The organism is Rickettsia endosymbiont of Cantharis rufa (assembly GCF_964026445.1).
Taxonomy (GTDB): Bacteria; Pseudomonadota; Alphaproteobacteria; order Rickettsiales; family Rickettsiaceae; genus Rickettsia.
In genome coordinates this window covers 34,549-55,239 of record NZ_OZ032150.1, presented here as the reverse complement: position 1 = coordinate 55,239, position 20,691 = coordinate 34,549, and the positions used below count along the sequence as shown (strand labels likewise).

The window sequence follows — 20,691 nt, the reverse complement described above, 5'->3', positions numbered from 1 at the left end:
ATAATAAAAAAATTAAATACTTATGAAGGAAGCTAAAATAGAAAATATTGACTTTGCTAATGCGTTATCAGAGCGTTATCTTGCTTATGCGTTGTCAACGATTATGTCACGTTCGCTTCCTGACGTACGTGACGGACTTAAGCCTGTACATCGTAGGTTATTATACGCAATGCTACAGCTAAGGCTTGAGCCGAATTCCGGCTATAAGAAATGCGCAAGAGTAGTCGGTGACGTAATAGGTAAGTATCACCCGCACGGCGATGTGGCAGTGTATGATACCTTGGTACGCCTTGCTCAGTACTTTTCGCTTCGCTATCCTTTAATTGATGGACAGGGCAATTTCGGGTCTATAGACGGTGATAATGCGGCGGCTATGCGTTATACTGAGTCACGTATGACGGAAATATGTATGTTATTGATGGTGGATATCGACAAAGATACAGTAGATTTTCGTCCTACTTATGATGATTCCGATTTAGAACCGGTAATAATGCCGGCAAGTTTTCCAAACTTACTAGCTAATGGCTCGGAAGGAATAGCAGTCGGTATGGCAACCAATATACCGCCGCATAATTTACATGAGTTATGTGATGCTTTGGTGCATTTAATCGACCACCCGAAAGCTAAAATTAACAATGTAATGAATTTTATTAAAGGCCCCGATTTCCCAACCGGCGGTATAATTATTGATAAAGCCGAAGTTATTAGCAGTGCTTATAGTACGGGACGCGGTAGTCTTAGAGTAAGAAGCAGATGGGAAAAAGAGGAACTAAGTTATGGTACATATCAGATAGTCGTAACCGAAATACCTTATCAAGTTCAAAAATCAAAACTCATAGAACAAGTAGCAATATTGCTAAAGGATAAAAAAATCCCGCTTGTTGGCAATATTAGGGATGAATCAACCGATATTATTAGGTTGATTATAGAGCCAAGGGATCGTAGCTGTAATCCGCAGATAGTTATGGAATCTCTATTCAAGCTAACGAATTTAGAAAGTCGCATTCAGCTAAATATGAATGTGATTGGCAGTAATAACGTGCCGAGAGTAATGAATATTTTAGAGGTTTTACAAGAGTTTTTAGCTCATAGACAAAATATTGTTACTCGTAGGTCAACTTATCTTTTAAACAAAATCAAACATCGTTTAGAAATTTTAGAAGGTCTTAGAATAGCTTATCTAAATCTTGATGGGATCATTAAGATTATTCGTGAAGAAGATGAGCCGAAAGCGATAATGATGAAGCGGTTTAAACTAACCGAAATACAGGTAGAAGCAATATTAAATACCCGTCTCCGCTCACTTCGTAAACTTGAAGAGCAGGAAATTATTAATGAATATGGTAATTTACAAAAACAACAAGCCATATTAGAAGAGATTTTAAATAATCCAAAAGGATTATGGGAAGTAATAAAAAAGGAAATAAAAGCAGTACAAACGAGATTCGGATTAAATACGGTAATAGGAGCAAGACGTACGAGCTTTGAAGAAGTAACACTTACGAATCAAGTAGTTGATATAACGGCGTTTATTACTAAGGATCCGATTACAATTATCTGCTCAAAAATGGGGTGGGTACGTTCGTTAAAAGGTCATAACACCGATTTATCGATTATTAAATATAAAGAAGGTGACGCAGAAAAATTTATTTTAGAAGCTTACACGACTGATAAGATATTAATAGTTAGTTCAGAAGGGAGATTTTTTACTCTACTTGCTGATAATATTTCTAAAGGTAAAGGCAGCGGCGAATCTATAAAGCTACTTGTGGATATAGGCAATAACGATATTACAAATATTTTAGTCTATAAGCCCGAACAGCTTTTATTGCTTGCAAGTAGTATAGGTAAGGGATTTTTAGTTAATTCAAGTGAAGTAATAGCTCAAACAAAGACAGGAAAGCAAATTATGAACGTACCGGATGGTCATGTATGTATAGCTTGTTTGCCTGTAAACGGGAATAGTATTGCTTGCATGGGTGAAAGCCGTAAATTACTGGTATTTAATATAGATGAAATACCTGAAATGAAAAAAGGGCAAGGTGTAACGCTGCAAAAATTTAAGAATGCAAAACTTCTAGATATTAAAATATTTAATAAAGAAGACGGTTTAGGCTGGAATAACAATGGAAAAGCAAAGCTCGAAAAAAATATTATTGCATTTTTAGGGAAAAGAGGTAGTACCGGTAAATTACCTCCTATGGGCTTCCCTAAAAATAATAGATTTTCATCATAATAGTTAAAGATTGAGTGTAAAAAAACCCAGCATATTTTATATAATTTGATACAAGCGAATTATTTACAAATTCGCTTGTACCGGTTTAGGTTCTGTGAAGATTTCTAAAAAGATTTAATTTTGGTTATTTTTTGCTACAAATTATAAGATTTTTTTAAAATATGAATAATTATTCTTTTCAAAAATCTTATCAATTTGCAATAGCTGAGATTCAATCTTACATTTAGTAAAATAAGATAAGTATTAAATAGAGGATTAGAAATGAATCTAAATCAAAAAATAATAAAGCCAAAAATAGGATTAGCTAGGAGTCTTGGAAGTATATCGTCAGCGTGTAAAGCTATGGGATACAGCAGGGACAGTTATTATAGGTTCAAAGAGCTATATGAAACTGGGGGAGAAGAGGCGTTATATGAGATTAGCCGGAAGAAGCTAATTATAGCAAATAGAGTTGATCCTGCGGTAGAGAGAGCAGTATTAGATATGGCGGTAGAATACCCAGCTTATGGTCAGATGCGAGTATCAAATGAGCTTAAAAAGACTGGTATTCTTGTATCACCTGGGGGGTTAGATCAATTTGGCTACGTAATGATTTAAATAATATCAATAAAAGACTTAAAGCATTAGAAGTAAAAATGGCTCAGGATGGTATTGTTCTTACCGAATATTTGGTTAGAGCATTACAATAACGAAAGATCACATTCCGGTAAATATCGCTATGGTAAAACGCCTATGCAGACTTTTATGGATAGTAAAAAGTTAGATGTTGAAAAGAATAACGAAATCTTATATCTTGAATACTCATCTGACAGTCATAACTTATCAGACATTCAGATATAGTTTTTATAGTGTCTGTAGGATTAGATCTTGATTTCTACAAATAATTTTCGCTAAAAAACACCTCAAAATAGCAAATTAATTAGAAATCTTCACGGAACCTAGTACTAAAAGTTTTTATAGGCTTTTAAATTCATCTTGCCTAGTTCAAATTAATAGATGAGCCGTGCCCCCGTATTGCAGCTTAGCATGAATAGTCTATAATCCTCAAACAGTAATAAGAGAGAATTATAGTTAAGGAGTTATGGCAAGAATATATGTTAAATGTAGATCAAGAATAGATGTTAAGTGTAGATATTGTAACGACACAGAAAAAGTAGTAAAGGCGGGATATTCAATTTCAAAACAACAGAGATATCAATGCAAGCAGTGTAATCGATATTTTTAACTGTAATATATTAATAATGCCTCTAAGCCTGGAGTCAAGGCTCAGATAGTAGATATGTCAATCAATGGCTCTGGAGTTAGGGATACAGTAAGAGTATTAAAAGTGGGTATCAATACGGTTATCCGTGTTTTAAAAAAATCTAGCGTTAAAAAAGATAAATCATTCTATCAATACGATAGAAGTAATTATTGCTCCTGAAATAGATGAACAATGGTCTTATGTACAGAATAAATCCAAACAAAGATGGCTTTGATATTCTTTGGATAAGATTTTGTTAAAAGTAGTTGCTTATACTTTTGGTACAAGATGTGATAGCACATCAGAATCATTACTGAAAAAAACTGGAGGATTTTAAGGTTACTTTTTACTTTACAGATGGATAGGGAAGTTATGCTAGGTTATTAGATCCCAAAAAACACATTGTTAGTAAAAAATATACTCAACGGATAGAACGGGGTAACTTAAATCTTAGAACAAGATGCAAAAGACTGACACGTAAAACAATTTGTTTTTCCAAGTCATTGGATATTCATGATAAAGTCATCGGAACTCTTATTGAACGTATAGCATTTAATATCCACATCTGTAAAATGGAGGTGCGACCTAATAGATGTTACTATCTTCCACTCCTATAACATCAAATTGATCCTCCTGATAATATTCCTCTAACGGATAATATGCAAAATCTTCATTATTATTACCGAAAAGATTATAAACGCCAATTAAGGACTTATTACTATTCTTAAAAAATTGAATTATAGTAGAGTAATCTTCTTTAATTGTATCTATTAAAGATTTTTCGATAGCGGTAGCAGCAGTCATAAGTGCTGGCACCCTTATTGCATCAAATTTGCTTATAACATGGTCGGGACTTGAAATTTTTTTTAAGGTAAAACTTATACTCATTAAATGAGGGGTTGCTGTAATATATTTATCTATAATATTACTTGTTTCCATCATGTTTTTAAATACATTTAATATGGGAGAAAAAAATTTTCACTGTCCTCTGATGTTGGCCTCTCTATGTTATGAGTTACATCTATTTTTATCTTTAGAGAATTATCTTGTTTCATATGAAAAAACTTCAATGCTGCCTCAAAATCGCCATCTTTTGTATAGACTTTCTGAATATTTAAAGCATGTAATATTGTAGATATTTTTTAGGTTGAAACTAGAAACAAATTATATGTATCTTTAAATAATAATTTAGGAGCGGTTGCATATCTTGTAACCGCTTCTAATCCATTTACAAAGGAATATCCTTAGTTGTAAGTTTAGCATGATTCATAGTGTTACTCCTGCTTTAAAATAATAAAAATTATATATCACATGATTACCATATATTATGGTTGCATCACAATATATGGTAATCAAAGAAAGTCAACATCTAGCAATAAAAAATATAAAATATATAATTTTATTTAATCAAGAGGTATATATCGCGAATTTTTCATGGTTCACTAGTACTTATGTATATTTACGCTGTGTGAGCTCAACTTTAAATTCATCCTGGTTAGCTTTCTGAAATATGCTATTTAAGTAAATAAAGTACGGAGTTAGGTAATAATTTGACGGGAATTAGAAAACTCAGACTATAGAATGGTTCAGAGGTTAAACAAAAGGGTAAACAAGGATTGTATAAAGTTTATTGATAGTTCGATTAAAAAGGTAGAATAATCAAGGCATAAGATTGCTCTAAGCCTTGATTATAATAGTGATTGAATTCTTTTATTCTCATGAAGAGCATTAATTTTATTAACTCTTACAATAGTGCTAATCAGTTATAAAATGATGTCAATTTGTAAACAATTAAAACTTAAGTTTTGTACCTATAAGACCAACAGTACCTCGTGTTGTTTTACTAGGTGCTTCAGGATAATATACAGGTTTGCCTTTAGCTTGGAAATGAGAAATTTCAGCATATGGTAATAAGCCCGGCATGATCTTATATTCAGTAGCAAGACTTACAGCATCAACGGTGTTTTTATATCTTGAAGTTTTCAGATATTCAAGACTTGTTTTTATAGGTCCTTGTCCATAAGCAACTGCTCCATTGTAATAATAGGTATCACGACCAACTTTATAATATTCTTTAGCAGTTAAGCTTTTACCTAAATTACCGTAAGAAGCTCCACAAGAGAAATTACCATAAGTAAATACGGCTCCAAGATTATATGCTTTTAAATTAGAAAGCTTATAAGCATTAAGTACTTGGATTGTAGTCCCGTCAGTTTTAGCATGAATAAGACGACGAGCAGGTTTACCGTATTCTCCGGTAACAGACAATTTTAAGTCTGCATCTTCGCTAATTTCATGTTCATAAGTTAAGCCGGCAGAAAAAGCATCTCGAATATTCTGGTTTATAGTCATAGTTTCGTTATTCTCCAATTTAACCGTCTTTATTCCGGTTCTAGAAACACTAATCCCGTTTCTTCCTGAGCTCTCAAGCGTTAAATTATTTACATCTCTATTACCGCCTGTATTAGCAGTATCGGGAGTATAAGATACACCGGCTTGGAAGCCTTTCATTTTAGGTGTAAAAAAATTCAATCTTCTAGCTCTCTCAGCTTTATCATTGATTTGCTCAAAAGAATTAGAGTATGACTCAAGATAAAAGCTAGCGCTGGTATCAAAATCCGGTTTTAAGCCGTTATATCTCATATACTGACCGTCAAGTAGAGCATATCTATACCATCCTCCAGTACCTGCGGTTACTTGAGTACCGGTAATACGCAATTTAGCGCTTGCGTCGGCAGGAGAGCCGAGTTCTACTTTGCCGTAACTAGTTTCAATAAAGATATGTGATCCATTATAACTTGTAGAGGTTTTTGCTCTTGTAGTAGGCTGAAGCACTATTTTAGCACCTGCTATTACATCATTGATAGTTCTAGTAATAGTTGCCGCAAACGCTGCCTCCGTGTAAAACCCTAGCTTTTTCCTGTTATCGGTTACATTTTTATCAAATAAAATTAAATGATCTTGTTTTATATAACCACTTTCAAATAAATAAAATCCCTCTAATTTTATTTCAGTACCAGAATTAGAAATAACGGGAGTTTGATTTTCTTCGGCAAGACCAACCGATGCAAAGCAAATAATACTTGCAGCTAATAATAAATTTTTCACTTTATAAAACCCTTAATAAACTTAAATAATAAAATTTACTATACAAAATAAATTTTTAGTATAATAAATATAAATCTAACTACGCTAAAATATAATAATACTTTTCAGAATTGACAATAAAAAAACTAATTTAATTGGTAATAATTTAATTTTAAATAGATAACGTTGTATTATTATCACTATCATTATTCGAGTAGTCTTGGACTTATAGTTTTAAAGAAAAATTTTGTATTGTAAATAATTATGAGTTATAATCATTAGTTTATTAAGTAAATTAAGTTTTGATTATGGCTATAATGTCAGATAAGTGGATAAAGGAAGCTGCTATAAATCAAAGTATGATTAAGCCCTTTGCGGAAAAGCAGGTAAGAGTTCATAATGAAGAAAAGATTATTTCTTACGGCTTATCTTCTTACGGCTATGATGCTAGAGTATCTAATGAATTTAAAATATTTACCAATATTAATTCTACTACGGTTGATCCAAAAAATTTCAGCGAATATAATTTAGTTGATAGAGAAGTAGATGTGTGTATTATTCCACCTAATAGTTTTGCCCTCGGCAGAACTATAGAATATTTTAAAATACCGCGTGATGTATTAGTTATTTGTGTTGGCAAATCTACTTATGCAAGATGCGGTATAATAGTAAATGTGACGCCGTTAGAACCGGAGTGGGAAGGACATGTAACTTTAGAATTTTCTAATACTACACCATTACCTGCTAAAATATATGCAAATGAAGGAGCTTGTCAGTTTTTATTTTTAAGAAGTGATCAAGTTTGTGATACTTCGTATGCCGATCGACAAGGAAAATATATGAAACAAGTAGGCGTAACTTTGCCGTTAACATAACTTTTTTATGCAAAAAGTTTATTAATTCTTGCTTACCAAGTAAGTAATTATAAATATTAAATTTTTAGTAAGGATTTTTATGAGTACAATAAACACCGATACTAATGAGGCAATACCTCATATTTCCGTTAATGCACAATATGTAAAAGATTTATCTCTTGAGAACCCTTCTGCCCCATCTTCTCTTGCAGCTTTGGATCAACGTCCTCAAATTGATTTATCTCTAGATATAAATATTACTAATTTATCGGAAGAAAATTTCTATGAAGTAGAGTTAAATATTGAAGCAGTTGCGAGAAATGAAAAATATAAATTATTTCAGATAGAATTAAAATATGCCGGGGTATTTAATTTAATTAATATTGATACTGAACAACATCCGATTTTATTATCCGTTCATTGTCCGGCAATGATATTTCCGTTTGCTAGAAAAATTATAGCTAGTTGTACTCAAGATGCAGGATTCCAACCTTTAATGATTGATCCTATAGATTTTGGCGCCTTATATCATAAGAAAATGTCGGAGCATCAAAACTAAGAAAATCATTTAAATTATTTAATAAATTTCGTTTTAAACGCCATGGTTTTTAAATCACAGATAGAGCTTAATAGTAAAAATTTTATCAATTTGATTAAATATTCTTTACTTATGTGATTAATGAATGTATAAAGCACTAGATAAAAAATTATAATTTAGTTAACAATAATTAACTGTAATTAAATTATATCGCAATATAAAAAATGAATTTTATGGAGAAAAATAATGAGAGTTTTGTTAATTGAAGATGAGCCGGAAATGGCTAACTTAATTGAGTTGACTTTAGCTTCAGAGGGAATAGTTTGCGATAAAGCTTCAGTTGGTGTAGAAGGTTTAAGACTTGGAAAGGTTGGTGGTTATGATTTAGTGATTTTAGATCTTATGTTACCTGATATTAATGGTTTTGAGATATTACTAAGATTGCGTGCTGCCAAAATAAAAACTCCAATCTTAATTTTATCTAACTTAACAGATACGGATCAAAAAATTACTAGGTTCTCTTCCGGAGCAGATGATTATCTAACCAAGCCGTTTGTAAGAGAGGAATTAATTGCTAGAGTTAAAGCTATAGTTAGACGCTCTAAAGGGCATGCAGCATCAGTATTTAAATTTGATAAGGTTAGCGTAAACCTAGATACTAGAACGGTAGAAGTCGACAGCAAAAAAGTACATTTGACAAACAAAGAATATGCTATTTTAGAGTTATTAATACTTCGAAGAGGAACTATCTTAACTAAAGAAATGTTCTTAAATCACTTATATAGCAGTGTCGACGAACCGGAAATGAAAATTATTGACGTATTTATCTGTAAGCTTCGTAAAAAATTAAGCGATGCTGCCGGTGGTAGAGATTATATCGATACGGTATGGGGGCGTGGTTATATGCTAAAAGAATATGATGAATTACAACAAAAAGAAATTTAGCGCAAGGAGCATAAATAATGCCTTTATCTACTTCTTTACTTGGTAAAAAAAGTACTTATAGAGATAGTTATGATGCAACTTTGTTATTTAAAATTCCACGTATAAATAATCGAAACGAACTCGGAATAAACGGTAATAATCTACCATTTTACGGTGTAGATATTTGGAATGCATATGAATTGTCTTGGCTTAATAATAAAGGCAAGCCATGTGTTGGGGTAGGCACTTTTTATATACCTGCAACTTCTCCCAATATTGTAGAATCAAAATCTCTTAAATTATACTTGAATTCTTTCAATAATTTTGTAGTTGATTCTATGGAAGAATTGGGAAGAATAATTTTACAAGATTTAAGTAGTGCCCTACAATCTAAAATATTAGGCAAAATATTACCAATAAATACAAAAATAGAGTTTAGTGTTCCAAGCGGTAAAAATATTGATGATTTAGATATAGAATGCAATAATTACGGTCCACCAGATAATAGTTTAATTGAGTATGAGAATATTTTGGTAGAAGAAGGGATTAATTCTAATTTACTAAAATCTAATTGCTTAGTAACCGGTCAACCGGATTGGGGTACAATCGTTATAAAATATAAAGGAAAGAAGTTAAAACATGATTCTTTCTTGAAATATCTAATATCTTTTAGAAATTTTAATGAATTTGCAGAACAGTGTGCCGAGCGTATTTTTACAGACATTAAAAATGCTATAAATCCCGAATTCCTTTCTATTTATATAGTATATACTAGGCGTGGTGGGATTGATATTTGCCCCTATCGCTCTCTAGATCAAAATTACACTTTACCTAGCGATAAACGACTTATTAGACAATAGACTGCATAATCTATTTCTAAAGGTAATTTTCAATTCGGTACTCAAATCCTCACGTAACTAGTATGTACGCCGTGGGTTGAGGCTACGCGTATCTCTCAAATTCCTCTTTATAACAATAGGTTATGCAGTATATTAATCCATAAAAAAAATTCCGCTTGCGAGGAAGGCATTGTTTCGTGGATCGAAAAATCTACTCGATGTCATTCCTGCGAAAGCAGGAATCCACTATAAAGCGAGATAAATCAAGCTTTTAGTTTTAAAAACTTGTTATATTTATACTTTTTTGTGAATTCCTTCTTTCGCAGGAATGACATAAAACGATCCATGCAACAACGCTCTTCGCTTCTCGCAATGACAATTAAGATATCTACGCAACAATGCCGTGCGTGACCTGACATAGAATGAGTTTTTTGAGCCATGCGACAAGACCTAGAAGTGAGCTAATAGAAGTTAGTATAATTTTATGATTCTTTTGTATGTTTTTGTGGAGGCTTGAGGCTTTCTACTATTTTATTCAAGTCTATTTGACTACAGATTCCAAGTAATACGGGATCACGAGGACGAATAGAATTCATATTCCAATGGCTACGGGTTCTGATAGCATCGATAGTAGTTTTAGTAGTACCTATTAATTTAATTATTTGATGATCCTGGATATTTGGATAATTAGACAATAACCAATATATAGCATCCGGTTTATCTTGACGTCTTGCTATAGGAGTGTATTTAGCACGCTGTTTTTTCTGATTTTTCATCAATTCATCAGCAGGGCTATATGAAATTTGCAAACTAGTATTAGGATCCTTACTGCAACGTTCAATTTCCTCTAAAGTTAATTGACCGTTTGCAATTGGATTTAAACCTTTTATAGATTGCGCTACTTCACCGTCAGCCATACCTTTTATTTCAAATTCATGAATACCACAAAAATCGGCAATTTGCTTAAAAGTTAAAGAGGTATTTTCAATCAACCACATAGCCGTGGCTTTTGGCAGAAGCGGTAATGTTTTTTGCGAATTCATGATAATTGTTTTTTGGCTTAATTTAAGAAGTTATAACAAATAGAGTTATTTAAGTCAATCTTCATTTAGAAACTTAACGATCTCCCCAACTACTTTCTTAGCATCACCGAATAACATAAAAGTATTATAGTGATAAAATAGTTCATTTTCTATACCTGCATATCCTGATGCCATAGAGCGTTTAATAAACAAAATCGTACGTGCTTTTTCGACATCGAGTACCGGCATGCCGTAAATTGGGCTGTTTGGATCATTTTTAGCAGCAGGATTAGTTACGTCATTTGCCCCAATCACAAGTACTACGTCAGTAGTAGCAAAATCTCTATTAATTTCTTCAAGCTCAAGTACTTTCTCATAATCTATATTAGCTTCTGCAAGTAAAACATTCATATGTCCCGGCATTCTACCTGCTACTGGATGTACGGCAAAACGTACATTAATATCTGAACGTTCTAATATATCAACCATCTCTTTTATGATATGCTGAGACTGGGCTACTGCCATACCGTAACCGGGAACAATTATCACCGATGATGCATTAAGTAGTAAATGCGCCGCATCTTCAGGACAGCTTGTTTTTGCTACTTTATCGTCATCTAGATCTTTGTTAATTCCTACAGGAGTAGGTAAAAATGCTCCAAAAATAACCTTGATTAATGAGCGGTTCATAGCCTTGCACATTATATAGCTAAGTATAGCCCCGCTACTGCCGACCAAGGCTCCGGTAATGATAAGTAGGGTATTACTAAGCGTAAAGCCAATACCGGCTGCCGCAAAACCTGAATATGAATTTAACATAGATACTATAACCGGCATATCTGCACCGCCTACTGGTATTATTAGTAATACTCCTATTAACAGCGATAAAAAAACTATTAGATTAAATAAAAATATATTCTCTGAACGAATAAATAATATTATCAGAAGAACTAATATTATTGCCGTTAATAAGCATATATATTGCTGACCGCAGAATTTTAACGGGCTACTTTTAATTAAACCTTGTAGTTTTAGAAAAGCTATAACCGAACCGCTAAAAGTTAAAGCACCTATAGAAACGCCTACTGATATTTCGATTAATGAATTAATCGGTAAGCTGCCTGTTATTCCTATAGAAAAATTTTCAGGAGCAAGTATCGTAGCGTAAGCTACAAATACCGCAGCAAGACCGACAAAAGAGTGAAATCCTGCAACTAATTGAGGCATTGCCGTCATGGAGATTTTAAGGGCGATAATCCCTCCGATTACACCGCCCAATAATATAGTGATTATAATGGGTGATTTATGAGTAAAATCTGGCAGGAAAAAAGTAACACCGACCGCTATCACCATCCCCAAAATACCTATAGTACTACCTAAACGCGCTTGTTTTTGCGATGATAAAAATTTTAACGATAGGATAAAACAAACAGCTGCAACTAAGTATAATAACTGGATAATCTGTAAGGACATGGGTGGATTACTTATTTTTATGTTATTCCCGTTTTCTTGTGTCATTTCCGCGAAAGCAGGGATCTAGCAAAAACAACCTGTAATACAAAATTACATATTTGATAAAATAAACATATAAAAACTTGTTTTTATATGTTTTACTGGATTCCCGCTTTCGCTGGAATGACATAAGGAGAGTCGTATATTCTCTAAAAATTAAATCCTATACCTACGGAAACTATTAAAGGATTAAGTTTAACTTTAGAGGTCACGGTTTTATTACCTACTAAATTTGGTTTATATTCAAGTTTAGGATTTAAGAAAAATTGTCTTACGTCAATATTGACTAAAGTATCATCTTTAGCATAAAAATCTATACCTATTTGTCCTACTGCACCGTGTCCGTTTCTAATTTTAAGACCGGTAGCTTGCGTGAGCATATAAGAACCGTGATAACCTACGCCTATATACGGTCTTATTCCCCCGTAAGGAGCTATATGAAACTGTCCGGTAATTGTTGCAGGAATCATATAAATAGGCTTGTTTTTTCCTAGTTTGACATTATCAATGCCATAATTATGGGCAACACTTGCAAGAGATGTATACTTAGTGCGTAAAGCATTAAAACCAAGCGATAATTCAGTAGCTAAGTAATTATTAAAGAATATAGTAGTAGAGGCATCGCCGCCGTAGCCGTTTTTTGCAATTGATCCCACTGTAACGGGTTGAGGAGCTGTAGGAGTAGGTAGCCCTTTTTGTTTAGCGTCCGAAAAAACACCTCCTAAACGTACCTTGAAAACCAAACTTCCTTCGTTTTCGTAATATGGTGTACTATCATAATCCGGAGCAGGATCTATATCATCATACATTCTTTTAGCAAAACTGCTAATGCTCACACATGATACAAGCAGAGCTATCCCTATTTTTTTAATTATTCTTGTCATAAATTATAACCTTTACTTGCTTAAAATTGATTACTGTATTATTATATAAACTTTTTATTCTAATCTATAGAAGATAAAAGCCTTTCATGCTAAAAGTCAAGATATTTAAGAGGTTTCTGTAAAAATATTTTAAAGCTAATTAAATTCTTTTTTGCTGCAAATTGTAAGATTTTTTTTGAAATAGGAACGACTATTCCGGCAAAAATTTTATTAATTTTTGCTATAAAAATTCTGTAATTATCACTTAAATAACCTATGCCAGATAACTTCTTAGTAAAATTATATAGAGTATATATTAATGAATGATACATTAAAAACATATTTAACCGGTATAGGCTGGTTTTTACTTAGCTTAGTAAGTAGTAGCGCCAATGATGTGATGTCTAAATATCTTGGAACTCGTTTACATAGCTTTGAAGTAGCTTTTTTTCGCTTTTTTTTCAGTAGCATAGTCTTATTACCTTTTGTTGCTTATTACGGTAAAAATACCTTAAAAACAAGTCGTCCTTTTGTCCATATGTTAAGAGGATTATTATTATTTTTCGGCATGACTTCATGGACTTACGGTCTTACTATTGCTCCTGTTACTATTGCAACAGTAGTAAGTTTTTCTATACCTTTATTTACTTTAATACTTGCCGTATTTTTTCTGAATGAAAATATTATTTGGCAAAGATGGGTAGTAACCATAGTAGGATTTATGGGACTTGTTATCACGCTTAAACCGCATACCGAGGATTTTAATCCTGAAATTTTGTATTTTGTATTAGCGGCTATTTCATTTGCTATGCTCGATATTATCAATAAAAAATTCGTAGTAAAAGAATCAATGATTAGCATGTTATTTTATTCAGCAATAGTAACTTCCGTAGTATCGCTACCCGTAGCATCTCAGTATTGGCTAACTCCGAGTAGTTTTGAATTAGCTTTATTATTTATACTCGGTAGTAGTGGAAGCTTAATATTATTCTTCCTGCTTAAAGCTTTTTCCATGGTAGATGCTACGGCTACTGCTCCTTATAGGTATTTAGAGCTGGTAATTTCGACAATAGCTGCATATTTCATATTTAATGAATTTCCTGATAAAAGTACATTACACGGAGCAATAATAATAATTCCCGCAACTTTGTTTATAATATATTCCGAGAAAAAAACCATGAGCAGAAAACATGAATCGAAGTAAACTAGTATTTTCAAGCGGTATCGCCAATACTTTTGAATGGTACGATTATGTATTATTCAGTTATTTTGCACCAATAATAGGAGCTAAATTTTTCCCGAATGATGATGCTAATACCTCTTTACTGCAAGCTTTTTTAGTTTTTGCTATAGGCTATTTAGCAAGACCTTTGGGGGGGATATTTTTTGGTGTTATAGGCGATAGATTTGGACGAAAAGTAGCCTTAACTAGCGCATTATTTTGTATGTCTGCTCCAACCGTATTAATCGGAATATTACCGACCTATCATACTATCGGTATCACTGCTACCATATTAATGATTGGGGTTAGAATTCTGCAAGGATTATCGATGGGAGGGGCTTTGACCGGTTCTATTTCCTTTGTTATTGAGCATACTAGCCCTAAACACCGAGGCTTCACCGGTAGTATCTCAATGTCTAGTATATGCTCCGGTTTGCTTCTTGGTTCTTTTGTTTCTTATATCGTCAAAAATATTTTAACTGCCGAGCAGTTTGATAATTTTGGCTGGAGAATACCTTTTTTACTTGGTTTTTTTATTCTTTTTGCAGCATTTTATATTAAAAAACATGCCCAAGAAACACCGAATTTTAAAAATTTAAGGGATCAGAAAAAGATTTTACAGTCACCGTTAGAAAAAGTTATTACCAATCATTGGTTTGATATATTAATTTCGATTTTTATTAATGCTCCCGGTTCGATAATATTTTACCTAACTACAATTTACTTGATATCGTTTTTAAAAATCAGCCGCAACTTTACTGAAAATGAGGTAAATAGCCTCGCTAGCGTATGTTACGTGATTATGATAGTCGTAACTTTATTAAGCGGTTATATATCCGATATTATAGGTCGCAGGAAAATTTTTGTAATTAATCTTATAATAATTATTGTAACGACACCGTTTTTACTTAATAATTTTGAGGACGGTGACTTTACGTACGTAATTATCTCACAATTTATACTGGCTATACTTGCCGCTAGCTATATCGGTCCTGAACCGGCATTGCAAGCAGAATTTTATCCTACAAATATACGTAATACCGCTCTTTCTATTTCATATAACACTGCTACAAGTATTTTTGGCGGTACTACGCCTCTTGTTTTTGAATATTTAGTACAAAGAACAGGTCATGTAACCTCGGCAGTTTATTACATCATATTAAGCTGTATTTTTGCATTGATTGCCTTAGCTTTTTACAAAAATAGAAGTTTAGATAAAAAGGTACTGTAGTACCTCCGTATGAGGTACATGTAAGTGGAGCGAATGGAAATCAAGAATAGACCTATTGCATAACGGTCGCACCTCCATTTTGCAGATGTGGGTATTAAATGCTATACGTTCAATAAGAGTTCCGATGACTTTATCATGAATATCCAATGACTTGGAAAAACAAATTGTTTTACGTGTCAGTCTTTTGCATCTTGTTCTAAGATTTAAGTTACCCCGTTCTATCCGTTGAGTATATTTTTTACTAACAATGTGTTTTTTGGGATCTAATAACCTAGCATAACTTCCCTATCCATCTGTAAAGTAAAAAGTAACCTTAAAATCCTCCAGTTTTTTTCAGTAATGATTCTGATGTGCTATCACATCTTGTACCAAAAGTATAAGCAACTACTTTTAACAAAATCTTATCCAAAGAATATCAAAGCCATCTTTGTTTGGATTTATTCTGTACATAAGACCATTGTTCATCTATTTCAGGAGCAATAATTACTTCTATCGTATTGATAGAATGATTTATCTTTTTTAACGCTAGATTTTTTTAAAACACGGATAACCGTATTGATACCCACTTTTAATACTCTTACTGTATCCCTAACTCCAGAGCCATTGATTGACATATCTACTATCTGAGCCTTGACTCCAGGCTTAGAGGCATTATTAATATATTACAGTTAAAAATATCGATTACACTGCTTGCATTGATATCTCTGTTGTTTTGAAATTGAATATCCCGCCTTTACTACTTTTTCTGTGTCGTTATAATATCTACACTTAACATCTATTCTTGATCTACACTTAACATCTATTCTTGCCATAACTCCTTAACTATAATTCTCTCTTATTACTGTTTGAGGATTATAGACTATTCATGCTAAGCTGCAATACGGGGGCGCGACCTAAAATAACTTGCTTCTAAGGGTAATTTATACGTTGTCCGGTACTCGCATCTTCACGTACTAGTGTGTACGCTGTGGTGCTGCATTCCGTGTATCCTTATAATTCCTCTTTATTAATTACATTATGCAAGAGGTCTAATAAATACTTTCTTGTAAATCAATATAACGAATTTAAAATTTTTCTTGATTTAATAACAAATATGTGGCAAAAAGAGTTTGAAATAAAGTTTTAGACTGTATGAGGGAAAATAAAATTAATCTATTTTTGCTCTTTTTAACTAAAAATTATAAGATTTTTTTTGAAATAGGAATAACTATTATCGCAAAAATCTTATTAATTTTCGTTTAAAAATATCTAACAATCTTGCTGCTATAGCTCAGGGGTAGAGCACTTCATTGGTAATGAAGAGGTCGGGGGTTCAATTCCCCCTAGTAGCACCAGCTCCTATAAAGCTTTCAAGGCTTTTCAAAAATTTCTTAAAATTCATACGCTCCTTTTATGTTCCAAAATTTCTAATTTTTGTATCAAATCTCTTTTAAATCCTGAATTTTAAATATTATAAAAAAACTAACTTTGTATTCTTCTTAAAACAACCTCAACTCATCTATTAATACTTCTAATTAAATTTCTATTGCATTCTTAAAACTCTTTATTATGATTCTGTCTATAGCTCACTTCTAACAATATATTAAGATTTATAGAATTTAATAAGAAAATAATTATGTTTAAGGGAAATCTACAAGAAGTAACGACAATAAAAACATCGCTCGGGGATTTGATAGAGTTTTTAAGAAAAAAAGATTTAACACGTAAGCTGATTTTTTAAGAAATGGTGTTACATCGCTTGGGCTTGGGGGTAAAAAATAGGGACTGAAGGGACAAAATTAATCGCTGAAATACTTAAAGATAATAACTCTTTAATTATACTTGATCTTGGTGGTAGCCGAATAGGAGTTGAGGGATTAAAGTTAATTACTGAAGCGCTTAAAACTAATAACACTTTAACTAGTCTTATTCTTTCTCATAACAAAATAGGGTATGAAGGAGCAAGGTTAATCGCAGAAGTACTTAAAGTTAATAACTCTTTAAGGGAGCTTAACCTTTGGAGTAACTTGGCAAGAGCAACAACATTAAAAACAATTGATGAATATTTACAAAGAAATAAAACTATAGCCGTAAGGAAGGCAGAAAGCTTAAATGCAGAGGGTAATGATTTATGCCATCAAGAAAAATACAGTGAAGCAACAGAAAAATATAACGCAGCAATAAAAATTAAGAAAGGACTGGATGAGCGGTACTATAATAAAGAAAATTTATATGAAGAAAATAAAGCAAAAGCCGGGAAGAAATATGAAGAACAGAAGCAAAGTCTGAAACTGAAACAAGAAGTTTCAGTAACAAATAATGAGAATAACCAGCTAGATATAAAAGATTTACCTAAAGCAGGAGAAAAGCAAGGTGCAGCACTTGTAAGTCTTATGGCTTCGGAAGAAGATATTTACGATTTACTAACAAAAATGATCGATAAGTTAGAAAATGCCGGTACTATTAATACGAATATAATACAAAATAATGTGTAATAGCTGAGATTCAATCTTACATTTAGTAAAATAAGATAAGTATTAAATAGAGGATTAGAAATGAATCTAAATCAAAAAATAATAAAGCCAAAAATAGGATTACTGGGATTAGCTAGGAGTCTTGGAAGTATATCGTCAGCGTGTAAAGCTATGGGATACAGCAGGGACAGTTATTATATGTTCAAAGAGCTATATGAAACTGGAGGAGAAGAGGCGTTATATGAGATTAGCCGGAAGAAGCCAATTATAGCAAATAGAGTTGATCCTGCGGTAGAGAGAGCAGTATTAGATATGGCGGTAGAATACCCAGCTTATGGTCAGATGCGAGTATCAAATGAGCTTAAAAAGACTGGTATTCTTGTATCACCTGGGGGGTTAGATCAATTTGGCTACGTAATGATTTAAATAATATCAATAAAAGACTTAAAGCATTAGAAGTAAAAATGGCTCAGGATGGTATTGTTCTTACCGAAGCTCAGTTACAAGTATTAGAGAAACGGCGTAGCGAGAAAGAAGCTCATGGAGAAATAGATACACAGCATCCAGATTATCTAGGATGCCAAGACACATATTATGTAGGTAATTTTAAAGGTATAGACAAGGTATATTCTCAGGTATTTATTGATAGCTATACTAGGGTTACAGATGCTAAATTATATACTGATAAAACAGCTCTTACCGCTACTGACATGCTTAATGATAGAGTACTGCCGTGGTATGAGAGTCAGCAAATACCAGTGCGGTCGCACCTCCATTTTACAGATGTGGATATTAAAAGGCTATACGTTCAATAAGAGTTCCGATGACTTTATCATGAATATCCAATGACTTGGAAAAACAAATTGTTTTACGTGTCAGTCTTTTGCATCTTGTTCTAAGATTTAAGTTACCCCGTTCTATCCGTTGAGTATATTTTTTACTAACAATGTGTTTTTTGGGATCTAATAACCTAGCATAACTTCCCTATCCATCTGTAAAGTAAAAAGTAACCTTAAAATCCTCCAGTTTTTTTCAGTAATGATTCTGATGTGCTATCACATCTTGTACCAAAAGTATAAGCAACTACTTTTAACAAAATCTTATCCAAAGAATATCAAAGCCATCTTTGTTTGGATTTATTCTGTACATAAGACCATTGTTCATCTATTTCAGGAGCAATAATTACTTCTATCGTATTGATAGAATGATTTATCTTTTTTAACGCTAGATTTTTTTAAAACACGGATAACCGTATTGATACCCACTTTTAATACTCTTACTGTATCCCTAACTCCAGAGCCATTGATTGACATATCTACTATCTGAGCCTTGACTCCAGGCTTAGAGGCATTATTAATATATTACAGTTAAAAATATCGATTACACTGCTTGCATTGATATCTCTGTTGTTTTGAAATTGAATATCCCGCCTTTACTACTTTTTCTGTGTCGTTACAATATCTACACTTAACATCTATTCTTGATCTACACTTAACATATATTCTTGTCATAACTCCTTAACTATAATTCTCTCTTATTACTGTTTGAGGATTATAGACTATTCATGCTAAGCTGCAATACGGGGGCACGGCCCATGCAACAGGTAGGTTTATTTGCAATTTTTCATCCCATTATATTATGAACATCTAATATTCCACTAGACATTACTCAGAATCATATGTATCATGCATTGCATTAAATTTAAGGTTTTTATTATGAACGAGAGAGAACAAAAGTTATTTGTAGCAGCAAAGAATGCTGGAGTTAATTTAATTACAAAATTTATAAAAGATTATGTAGTAGAGCGACTTAATATTAATATTGTTGACGAAGATGGTAAAACCCCGTTGCATTGGGCAGCAAAGAAGGGCGATGTGAACATCACGCAGATTTTACTTACAGAAGGTGCGGATCCTAACATTGTAGATGCAGAAGGTAAAACCCCTTTGAATTGGGCAGCACCTAGAGCGCATGAAGAAGTTGTGAGGGTTTTACTTAAGGCTGGAGCTAACCCTAACATTGTTGATACAGAGAATGTAGCTCCTTTACATAGAGCATCATTAAAAGGTCATGAGGGCGTCGTAAGAGTGTTACTTGAGCATGGAGCTAATCCCAACATAATTAATAATGAGAATCAGAGCCCTTTACATAGAGCATCATTAAAAGGTCATGAGGGCGTCGTAAGAGTGTTACTTGAGCATGGAGCTAATCCCAACATCATTAATAAAGAAGGTCGGAATCCTTTACATAGAGCATCACTAAATGGTCATGAGGGCGTCGTAAGAGTGTTACTTGAGCATGGAGCTAATCCCAACATTGGTGACAACAAAGGGCAGAGTCCTCTGCATTTAGCGTCAGAAGCAGGTAATGCATCCATCATCAAAGTTTTTCTTGAGCATAAGATGCATCATAATACAAGTGTACAGTCCAATGCTGTTAATTTGACAGCAGTAGAAAGATTAAATATCAGTAGAGCAAAATCCCAATCATCGCATGCTAAATAGAACTATGCTAGTTTCTTAGGTTCTGTCGCATATATTTGCCAAGTATGGTGATATGAGGTATATGTAGCTAAAAAAGCTCTGTCGCATCTATTGCCAAGTGTCGTAATATAGGCAATAGAGAACTAAAAAATTAGTAGTATGCCGTTTCAAATGGGTCTTCCCA

General features: G+C 33.0%; 18 protein-coding genes, 1 tRNA gene and 7 pseudogenes. 15 read left to right on the top strand and 11 right to left on the bottom strand.

The annotated features are described in order from the left end of the window. Window positions 1-22: 22 nt before the first annotated feature. The 4 genes and pseudogenes from parC to AAGD46_RS00310 form a co-directional block, all read left to right on the top strand. Window positions 23-2,236 carry a DNA topoisomerase IV subunit A gene (gene parC, locus AAGD46_RS00320; protein ID WP_341787324.1) on the top strand — a complete coding sequence of 738 codons (2,214 nt, stop codon included), beginning with the start codon at window positions 23-25 and terminating at the stop codon, window positions 2,234-2,236. A 261-nt stretch (window positions 2,237-2,497) separates the two neighbouring features. Then, window positions 2,498-2,922 (top strand): annotated as a pseudogene (locus tag AAGD46_RS00315) (helix-turn-helix domain-containing protein); the annotation flags it as partial. Continuing rightward, a complete protein-coding gene (locus AAGD46_RS08405) occupies window positions 2,888-3,076 on the top strand; it encodes a hypothetical protein (protein WP_410525932.1) in 189 nt (62 codons plus the stop codon). The pseudogene AAGD46_RS00315 and the gene AAGD46_RS08405, both read left to right, overlap by 35 nt. A 241-nt stretch (window positions 3,077-3,317) precedes the next feature. Then, window positions 3,318-4,024 (top strand): annotated as a pseudogene (locus AAGD46_RS00310) (IS1 family transposase); the annotation flags it as partial. A gap of 40 nt (window positions 4,025-4,064) precedes the next feature. On the opposite strand, the gene AAGD46_RS00305 reads toward AAGD46_RS00310, so the two are convergent. Together AAGD46_RS00305 and AAGD46_RS00300 are read right to left on the bottom strand one after the other, a co-directional pair. Next, window positions 4,065-4,421, bottom strand: coding sequence for a hypothetical protein (locus AAGD46_RS00305; RefSeq protein WP_341787322.1), 357 nt, complete (start codon window positions 4,419-4,421; stop codon window positions 4,065-4,067). A gap of 849 nt (window positions 4,422-5,270) precedes the next feature. Beyond that, entirely contained in the window at window positions 5,271-6,587 is a 1,317-nt protein-coding gene (locus AAGD46_RS00300; protein ID WP_341787320.1) for a porin, read from the bottom strand. A gap of 287 nt (window positions 6,588-6,874) precedes the next feature. On the opposite strand from AAGD46_RS00300, the gene dcd reads away from it, so the two are divergent. From dcd to queF, 4 genes and pseudogenes are all read left to right on the top strand, one after another. After that, window positions 6,875-7,441 (top strand): dCTP deaminase, encoded by a 567-nt coding sequence (gene dcd, locus AAGD46_RS00295; protein WP_341787319.1) that lies wholly within the window; start codon window positions 6,875-6,877, stop codon window positions 7,439-7,441. Between the two features lie 79 nt (window positions 7,442-7,520). Beyond that, window positions 7,521-7,979 (top strand): protein-export chaperone SecB, encoded by a 459-nt coding sequence (gene secB / locus AAGD46_RS00290; RefSeq protein ID WP_341787318.1) that lies wholly within the window; start codon window positions 7,521-7,523, stop codon window positions 7,977-7,979. 225 nt (window positions 7,980-8,204) lie between these two features. Next, window positions 8,205-8,917: pseudogene (ctrA, locus tag AAGD46_RS00285) on the top strand (response regulator transcription factor CtrA). Window positions 8,918-8,920: 3 nt separating this feature from the next. Continuing rightward, entirely contained in the window at window positions 8,921-9,742 is an 822-nt protein-coding gene (gene queF, locus AAGD46_RS00280; RefSeq protein WP_341787316.1) for an NADPH-dependent 7-cyano-7-deazaguanine reductase QueF, read from the top strand. Between the two features lie 461 nt (window positions 9,743-10,203). On the opposite strand, the gene AAGD46_RS00275 is transcribed toward queF, so the two are convergent. The 4 genes from AAGD46_RS00275 to AAGD46_RS00260 all read right to left on the bottom strand — a co-directional run bounded on the left by AAGD46_RS00275 (window position 10,204) and on the right by AAGD46_RS00260 (window position 13,450). After that, the gene (locus AAGD46_RS00275; RefSeq protein ID WP_341787315.1) at window positions 10,204-10,764 is read right to left on the bottom strand and encodes a cell cycle transcriptional regulator TrcR; all 561 of its coding nucleotides are present in this window, start codon (window positions 10,762-10,764) and stop codon (window positions 10,204-10,206) included. Between the two features lie 54 nt (window positions 10,765-10,818). Further along, a complete protein-coding gene (locus AAGD46_RS00270; protein ID WP_341787957.1) occupies window positions 10,819-12,216 on the bottom strand; it encodes an NAD(P)(+) transhydrogenase (Re/Si-specific) subunit beta in 1,398 nt (465 codons plus the stop codon). A gap of 188 nt (window positions 12,217-12,404) precedes the next feature. Next, window positions 12,405-13,139 carry an OmpW family outer membrane protein gene (locus tag AAGD46_RS00265; RefSeq protein WP_341787314.1) on the bottom strand — a complete coding sequence of 245 codons (735 nt, stop codon included), beginning with the start codon at window positions 13,137-13,139 and terminating at the stop codon, window positions 12,405-12,407. A gap of 89 nt (window positions 13,140-13,228) precedes the next feature. After that, window positions 13,229-13,450 (bottom strand): hypothetical protein, encoded by a 222-nt coding sequence (locus AAGD46_RS00260; RefSeq protein ID WP_341787313.1) that lies wholly within the window; start codon window positions 13,448-13,450, stop codon window positions 13,229-13,231. Between AAGD46_RS00260 and AAGD46_RS00255 the strand changes: the two genes are divergently transcribed. Next, window positions 13,438-14,322 carry a DMT family transporter gene (locus AAGD46_RS00255; RefSeq protein ID WP_341787312.1) on the top strand — a complete coding sequence of 295 codons (885 nt, stop codon included), beginning with the start codon at window positions 13,438-13,440 and terminating at the stop codon, window positions 14,320-14,322. The two genes, AAGD46_RS00260 and AAGD46_RS00255, sit on opposite strands and share 13 nt — an antisense overlap. After that, window positions 14,309-15,571, top strand: a complete 1,263-nt coding sequence (locus AAGD46_RS00250) for an MFS transporter (protein ID WP_341787311.1) — start codon at window positions 14,309-14,311, stop codon at window positions 15,569-15,571. The genes AAGD46_RS00255 and AAGD46_RS00250 overlap by 14 nt, the downstream gene beginning before the upstream one ends. Here the strand turns inward: AAGD46_RS00250 and AAGD46_RS08400 are convergent. The 4 genes and pseudogenes from AAGD46_RS08400 to AAGD46_RS00240 form a co-directional block, all read right to left on the bottom strand. After that, complete coding sequence (locus AAGD46_RS08400) at window positions 15,551-15,820, bottom strand: IS1 family transposase (RefSeq protein WP_410526001.1); 270 nt, start codon at window positions 15,818-15,820, stop codon at window positions 15,551-15,553. The two genes, AAGD46_RS00250 and AAGD46_RS08400, sit on opposite strands and share 21 nt — an antisense overlap. A gap of 166 nt (window positions 15,821-15,986) precedes the next feature. After that, entirely contained in the window at window positions 15,987-16,040 is a 54-nt protein-coding gene (locus AAGD46_RS08395) for a hypothetical protein (RefSeq protein ID WP_410525952.1), read from the bottom strand. Between the two features lies 1 nt (window position 16,041). Beyond that, on the bottom strand, window positions 16,042-16,185 hold the full coding sequence (locus tag AAGD46_RS08390; RefSeq protein ID WP_341786690.1) for an IS1-like element transposase: 144 nt from the start codon (window positions 16,183-16,185) through the stop codon (window positions 16,042-16,044). A 284-nt stretch (window positions 16,186-16,469) separates the two neighbouring features. Beyond that, window positions 16,470-16,588 (bottom strand): annotated as a pseudogene (locus tag AAGD46_RS00240) (palindromic element RPE1 domain-containing protein); the annotation flags it as partial. A 242-nt stretch (window positions 16,589-16,830) separates the two neighbouring features. Between AAGD46_RS00240 and AAGD46_RS00235 the strand changes: the two are divergent. The 4 genes and pseudogenes from AAGD46_RS00235 to AAGD46_RS00225 all read left to right on the top strand — a co-directional run. After that, window positions 16,831-16,905: transfer RNA gene (locus AAGD46_RS00235), tRNA-Thr, on the top strand. A 423-nt stretch (window positions 16,906-17,328) separates the two neighbouring features. Continuing rightward, window positions 17,329-17,493: pseudogene (locus tag AAGD46_RS08385) on the top strand (hypothetical protein); the annotation flags it as partial. Window positions 17,494-17,577: 84 nt separating this feature from the next. Continuing rightward, window positions 17,578-18,045 carry a hypothetical protein gene (locus tag AAGD46_RS00230; protein WP_341787310.1) on the top strand — a complete coding sequence of 156 codons (468 nt, stop codon included), beginning with the start codon at window positions 17,578-17,580 and terminating at the stop codon, window positions 18,043-18,045. Between the two features lie 60 nt (window positions 18,046-18,105). After that, window positions 18,106-18,785, top strand: a pseudogene (locus AAGD46_RS00225) (helix-turn-helix domain-containing protein); the annotation flags it as partial. 31 nt (window positions 18,786-18,816) lie between these two features. Here AAGD46_RS00225 and AAGD46_RS00220 read toward each other — a convergent pair. Further along, window positions 18,817-19,535: pseudogene (locus tag AAGD46_RS00220) on the bottom strand (IS1 family transposase). Window positions 19,536-19,739: 204 nt separating this feature from the next. On the opposite strand from AAGD46_RS00220, the gene AAGD46_RS00215 reads away from it, so the two are divergent. Continuing rightward, entirely contained in the window at window positions 19,740-20,528 is a 789-nt protein-coding gene (locus AAGD46_RS00215) for an ankyrin repeat domain-containing protein (protein ID WP_341787309.1), read from the top strand. Window positions 20,529-20,691: the final 163 nt, after the last annotated feature.

What these genes read in the sequence shown, in the direction of transcription:
- parC (WP_341787324.1), top strand. Translation starts at nt 23, where the DNA reads ATGAAGGAAGCTAAAATAGAAAATATTGACTTTGCTAATGCGTTATCA.
- AAGD46_RS00305 (WP_341787322.1), bottom strand. Translation starts at nt 4,421, where the DNA reads ATGATGGAAACAAGTAATATTATAGATAAATATATTACAGCAACCCCT.
- dcd (WP_341787319.1), top strand. Translation starts at nt 6,875, where the DNA reads ATGGCTATAATGTCAGATAAGTGGATAAAGGAAGCTGCTATAAATCAA.
- secB (WP_341787318.1), top strand. Translation starts at nt 7,521, where the DNA reads ATGAGTACAATAAACACCGATACTAATGAGGCAATACCTCATATTTCC.
- queF (WP_341787316.1), top strand. Translation starts at nt 8,921, where the DNA reads ATGCCTTTATCTACTTCTTTACTTGGTAAAAAAAGTACTTATAGAGAT.
- AAGD46_RS00275 (WP_341787315.1), bottom strand. Translation starts at nt 10,764, where the DNA reads ATGAATTCGCAAAAAACATTACCGCTTCTGCCAAAAGCCACGGCTATG.
- AAGD46_RS00270 (WP_341787957.1), bottom strand. Translation starts at nt 12,216, where the DNA reads ATGTCCTTACAGATTATCCAGTTATTATACTTAGTTGCAGCTGTTTGT.
- AAGD46_RS00265 (WP_341787314.1), bottom strand. Translation starts at nt 13,139, where the DNA reads ATGACAAGAATAATTAAAAAAATAGGGATAGCTCTGCTTGTATCATGT.
- AAGD46_RS00255 (WP_341787312.1), top strand. Translation starts at nt 13,438, where the DNA reads ATGAATGATACATTAAAAACATATTTAACCGGTATAGGCTGGTTTTTA.
- AAGD46_RS00260 (WP_341787313.1), bottom strand. Translation starts at nt 13,450, where the DNA reads ATGTATCATTCATTAATATATACTCTATATAATTTTACTAAGAAGTTA.
- AAGD46_RS00250 (WP_341787311.1), top strand. Translation starts at nt 14,309, where the DNA reads ATGAATCGAAGTAAACTAGTATTTTCAAGCGGTATCGCCAATACTTTT.
- AAGD46_RS08390 (WP_341786690.1), bottom strand. Translation starts at nt 16,185, where the DNA reads ATGTCAATCAATGGCTCTGGAGTTAGGGATACAGTAAGAGTATTAAAA.
- AAGD46_RS00215 (WP_341787309.1), top strand. Translation starts at nt 19,740, where the DNA reads ATGAACGAGAGAGAACAAAAGTTATTTGTAGCAGCAAAGAATGCTGGA.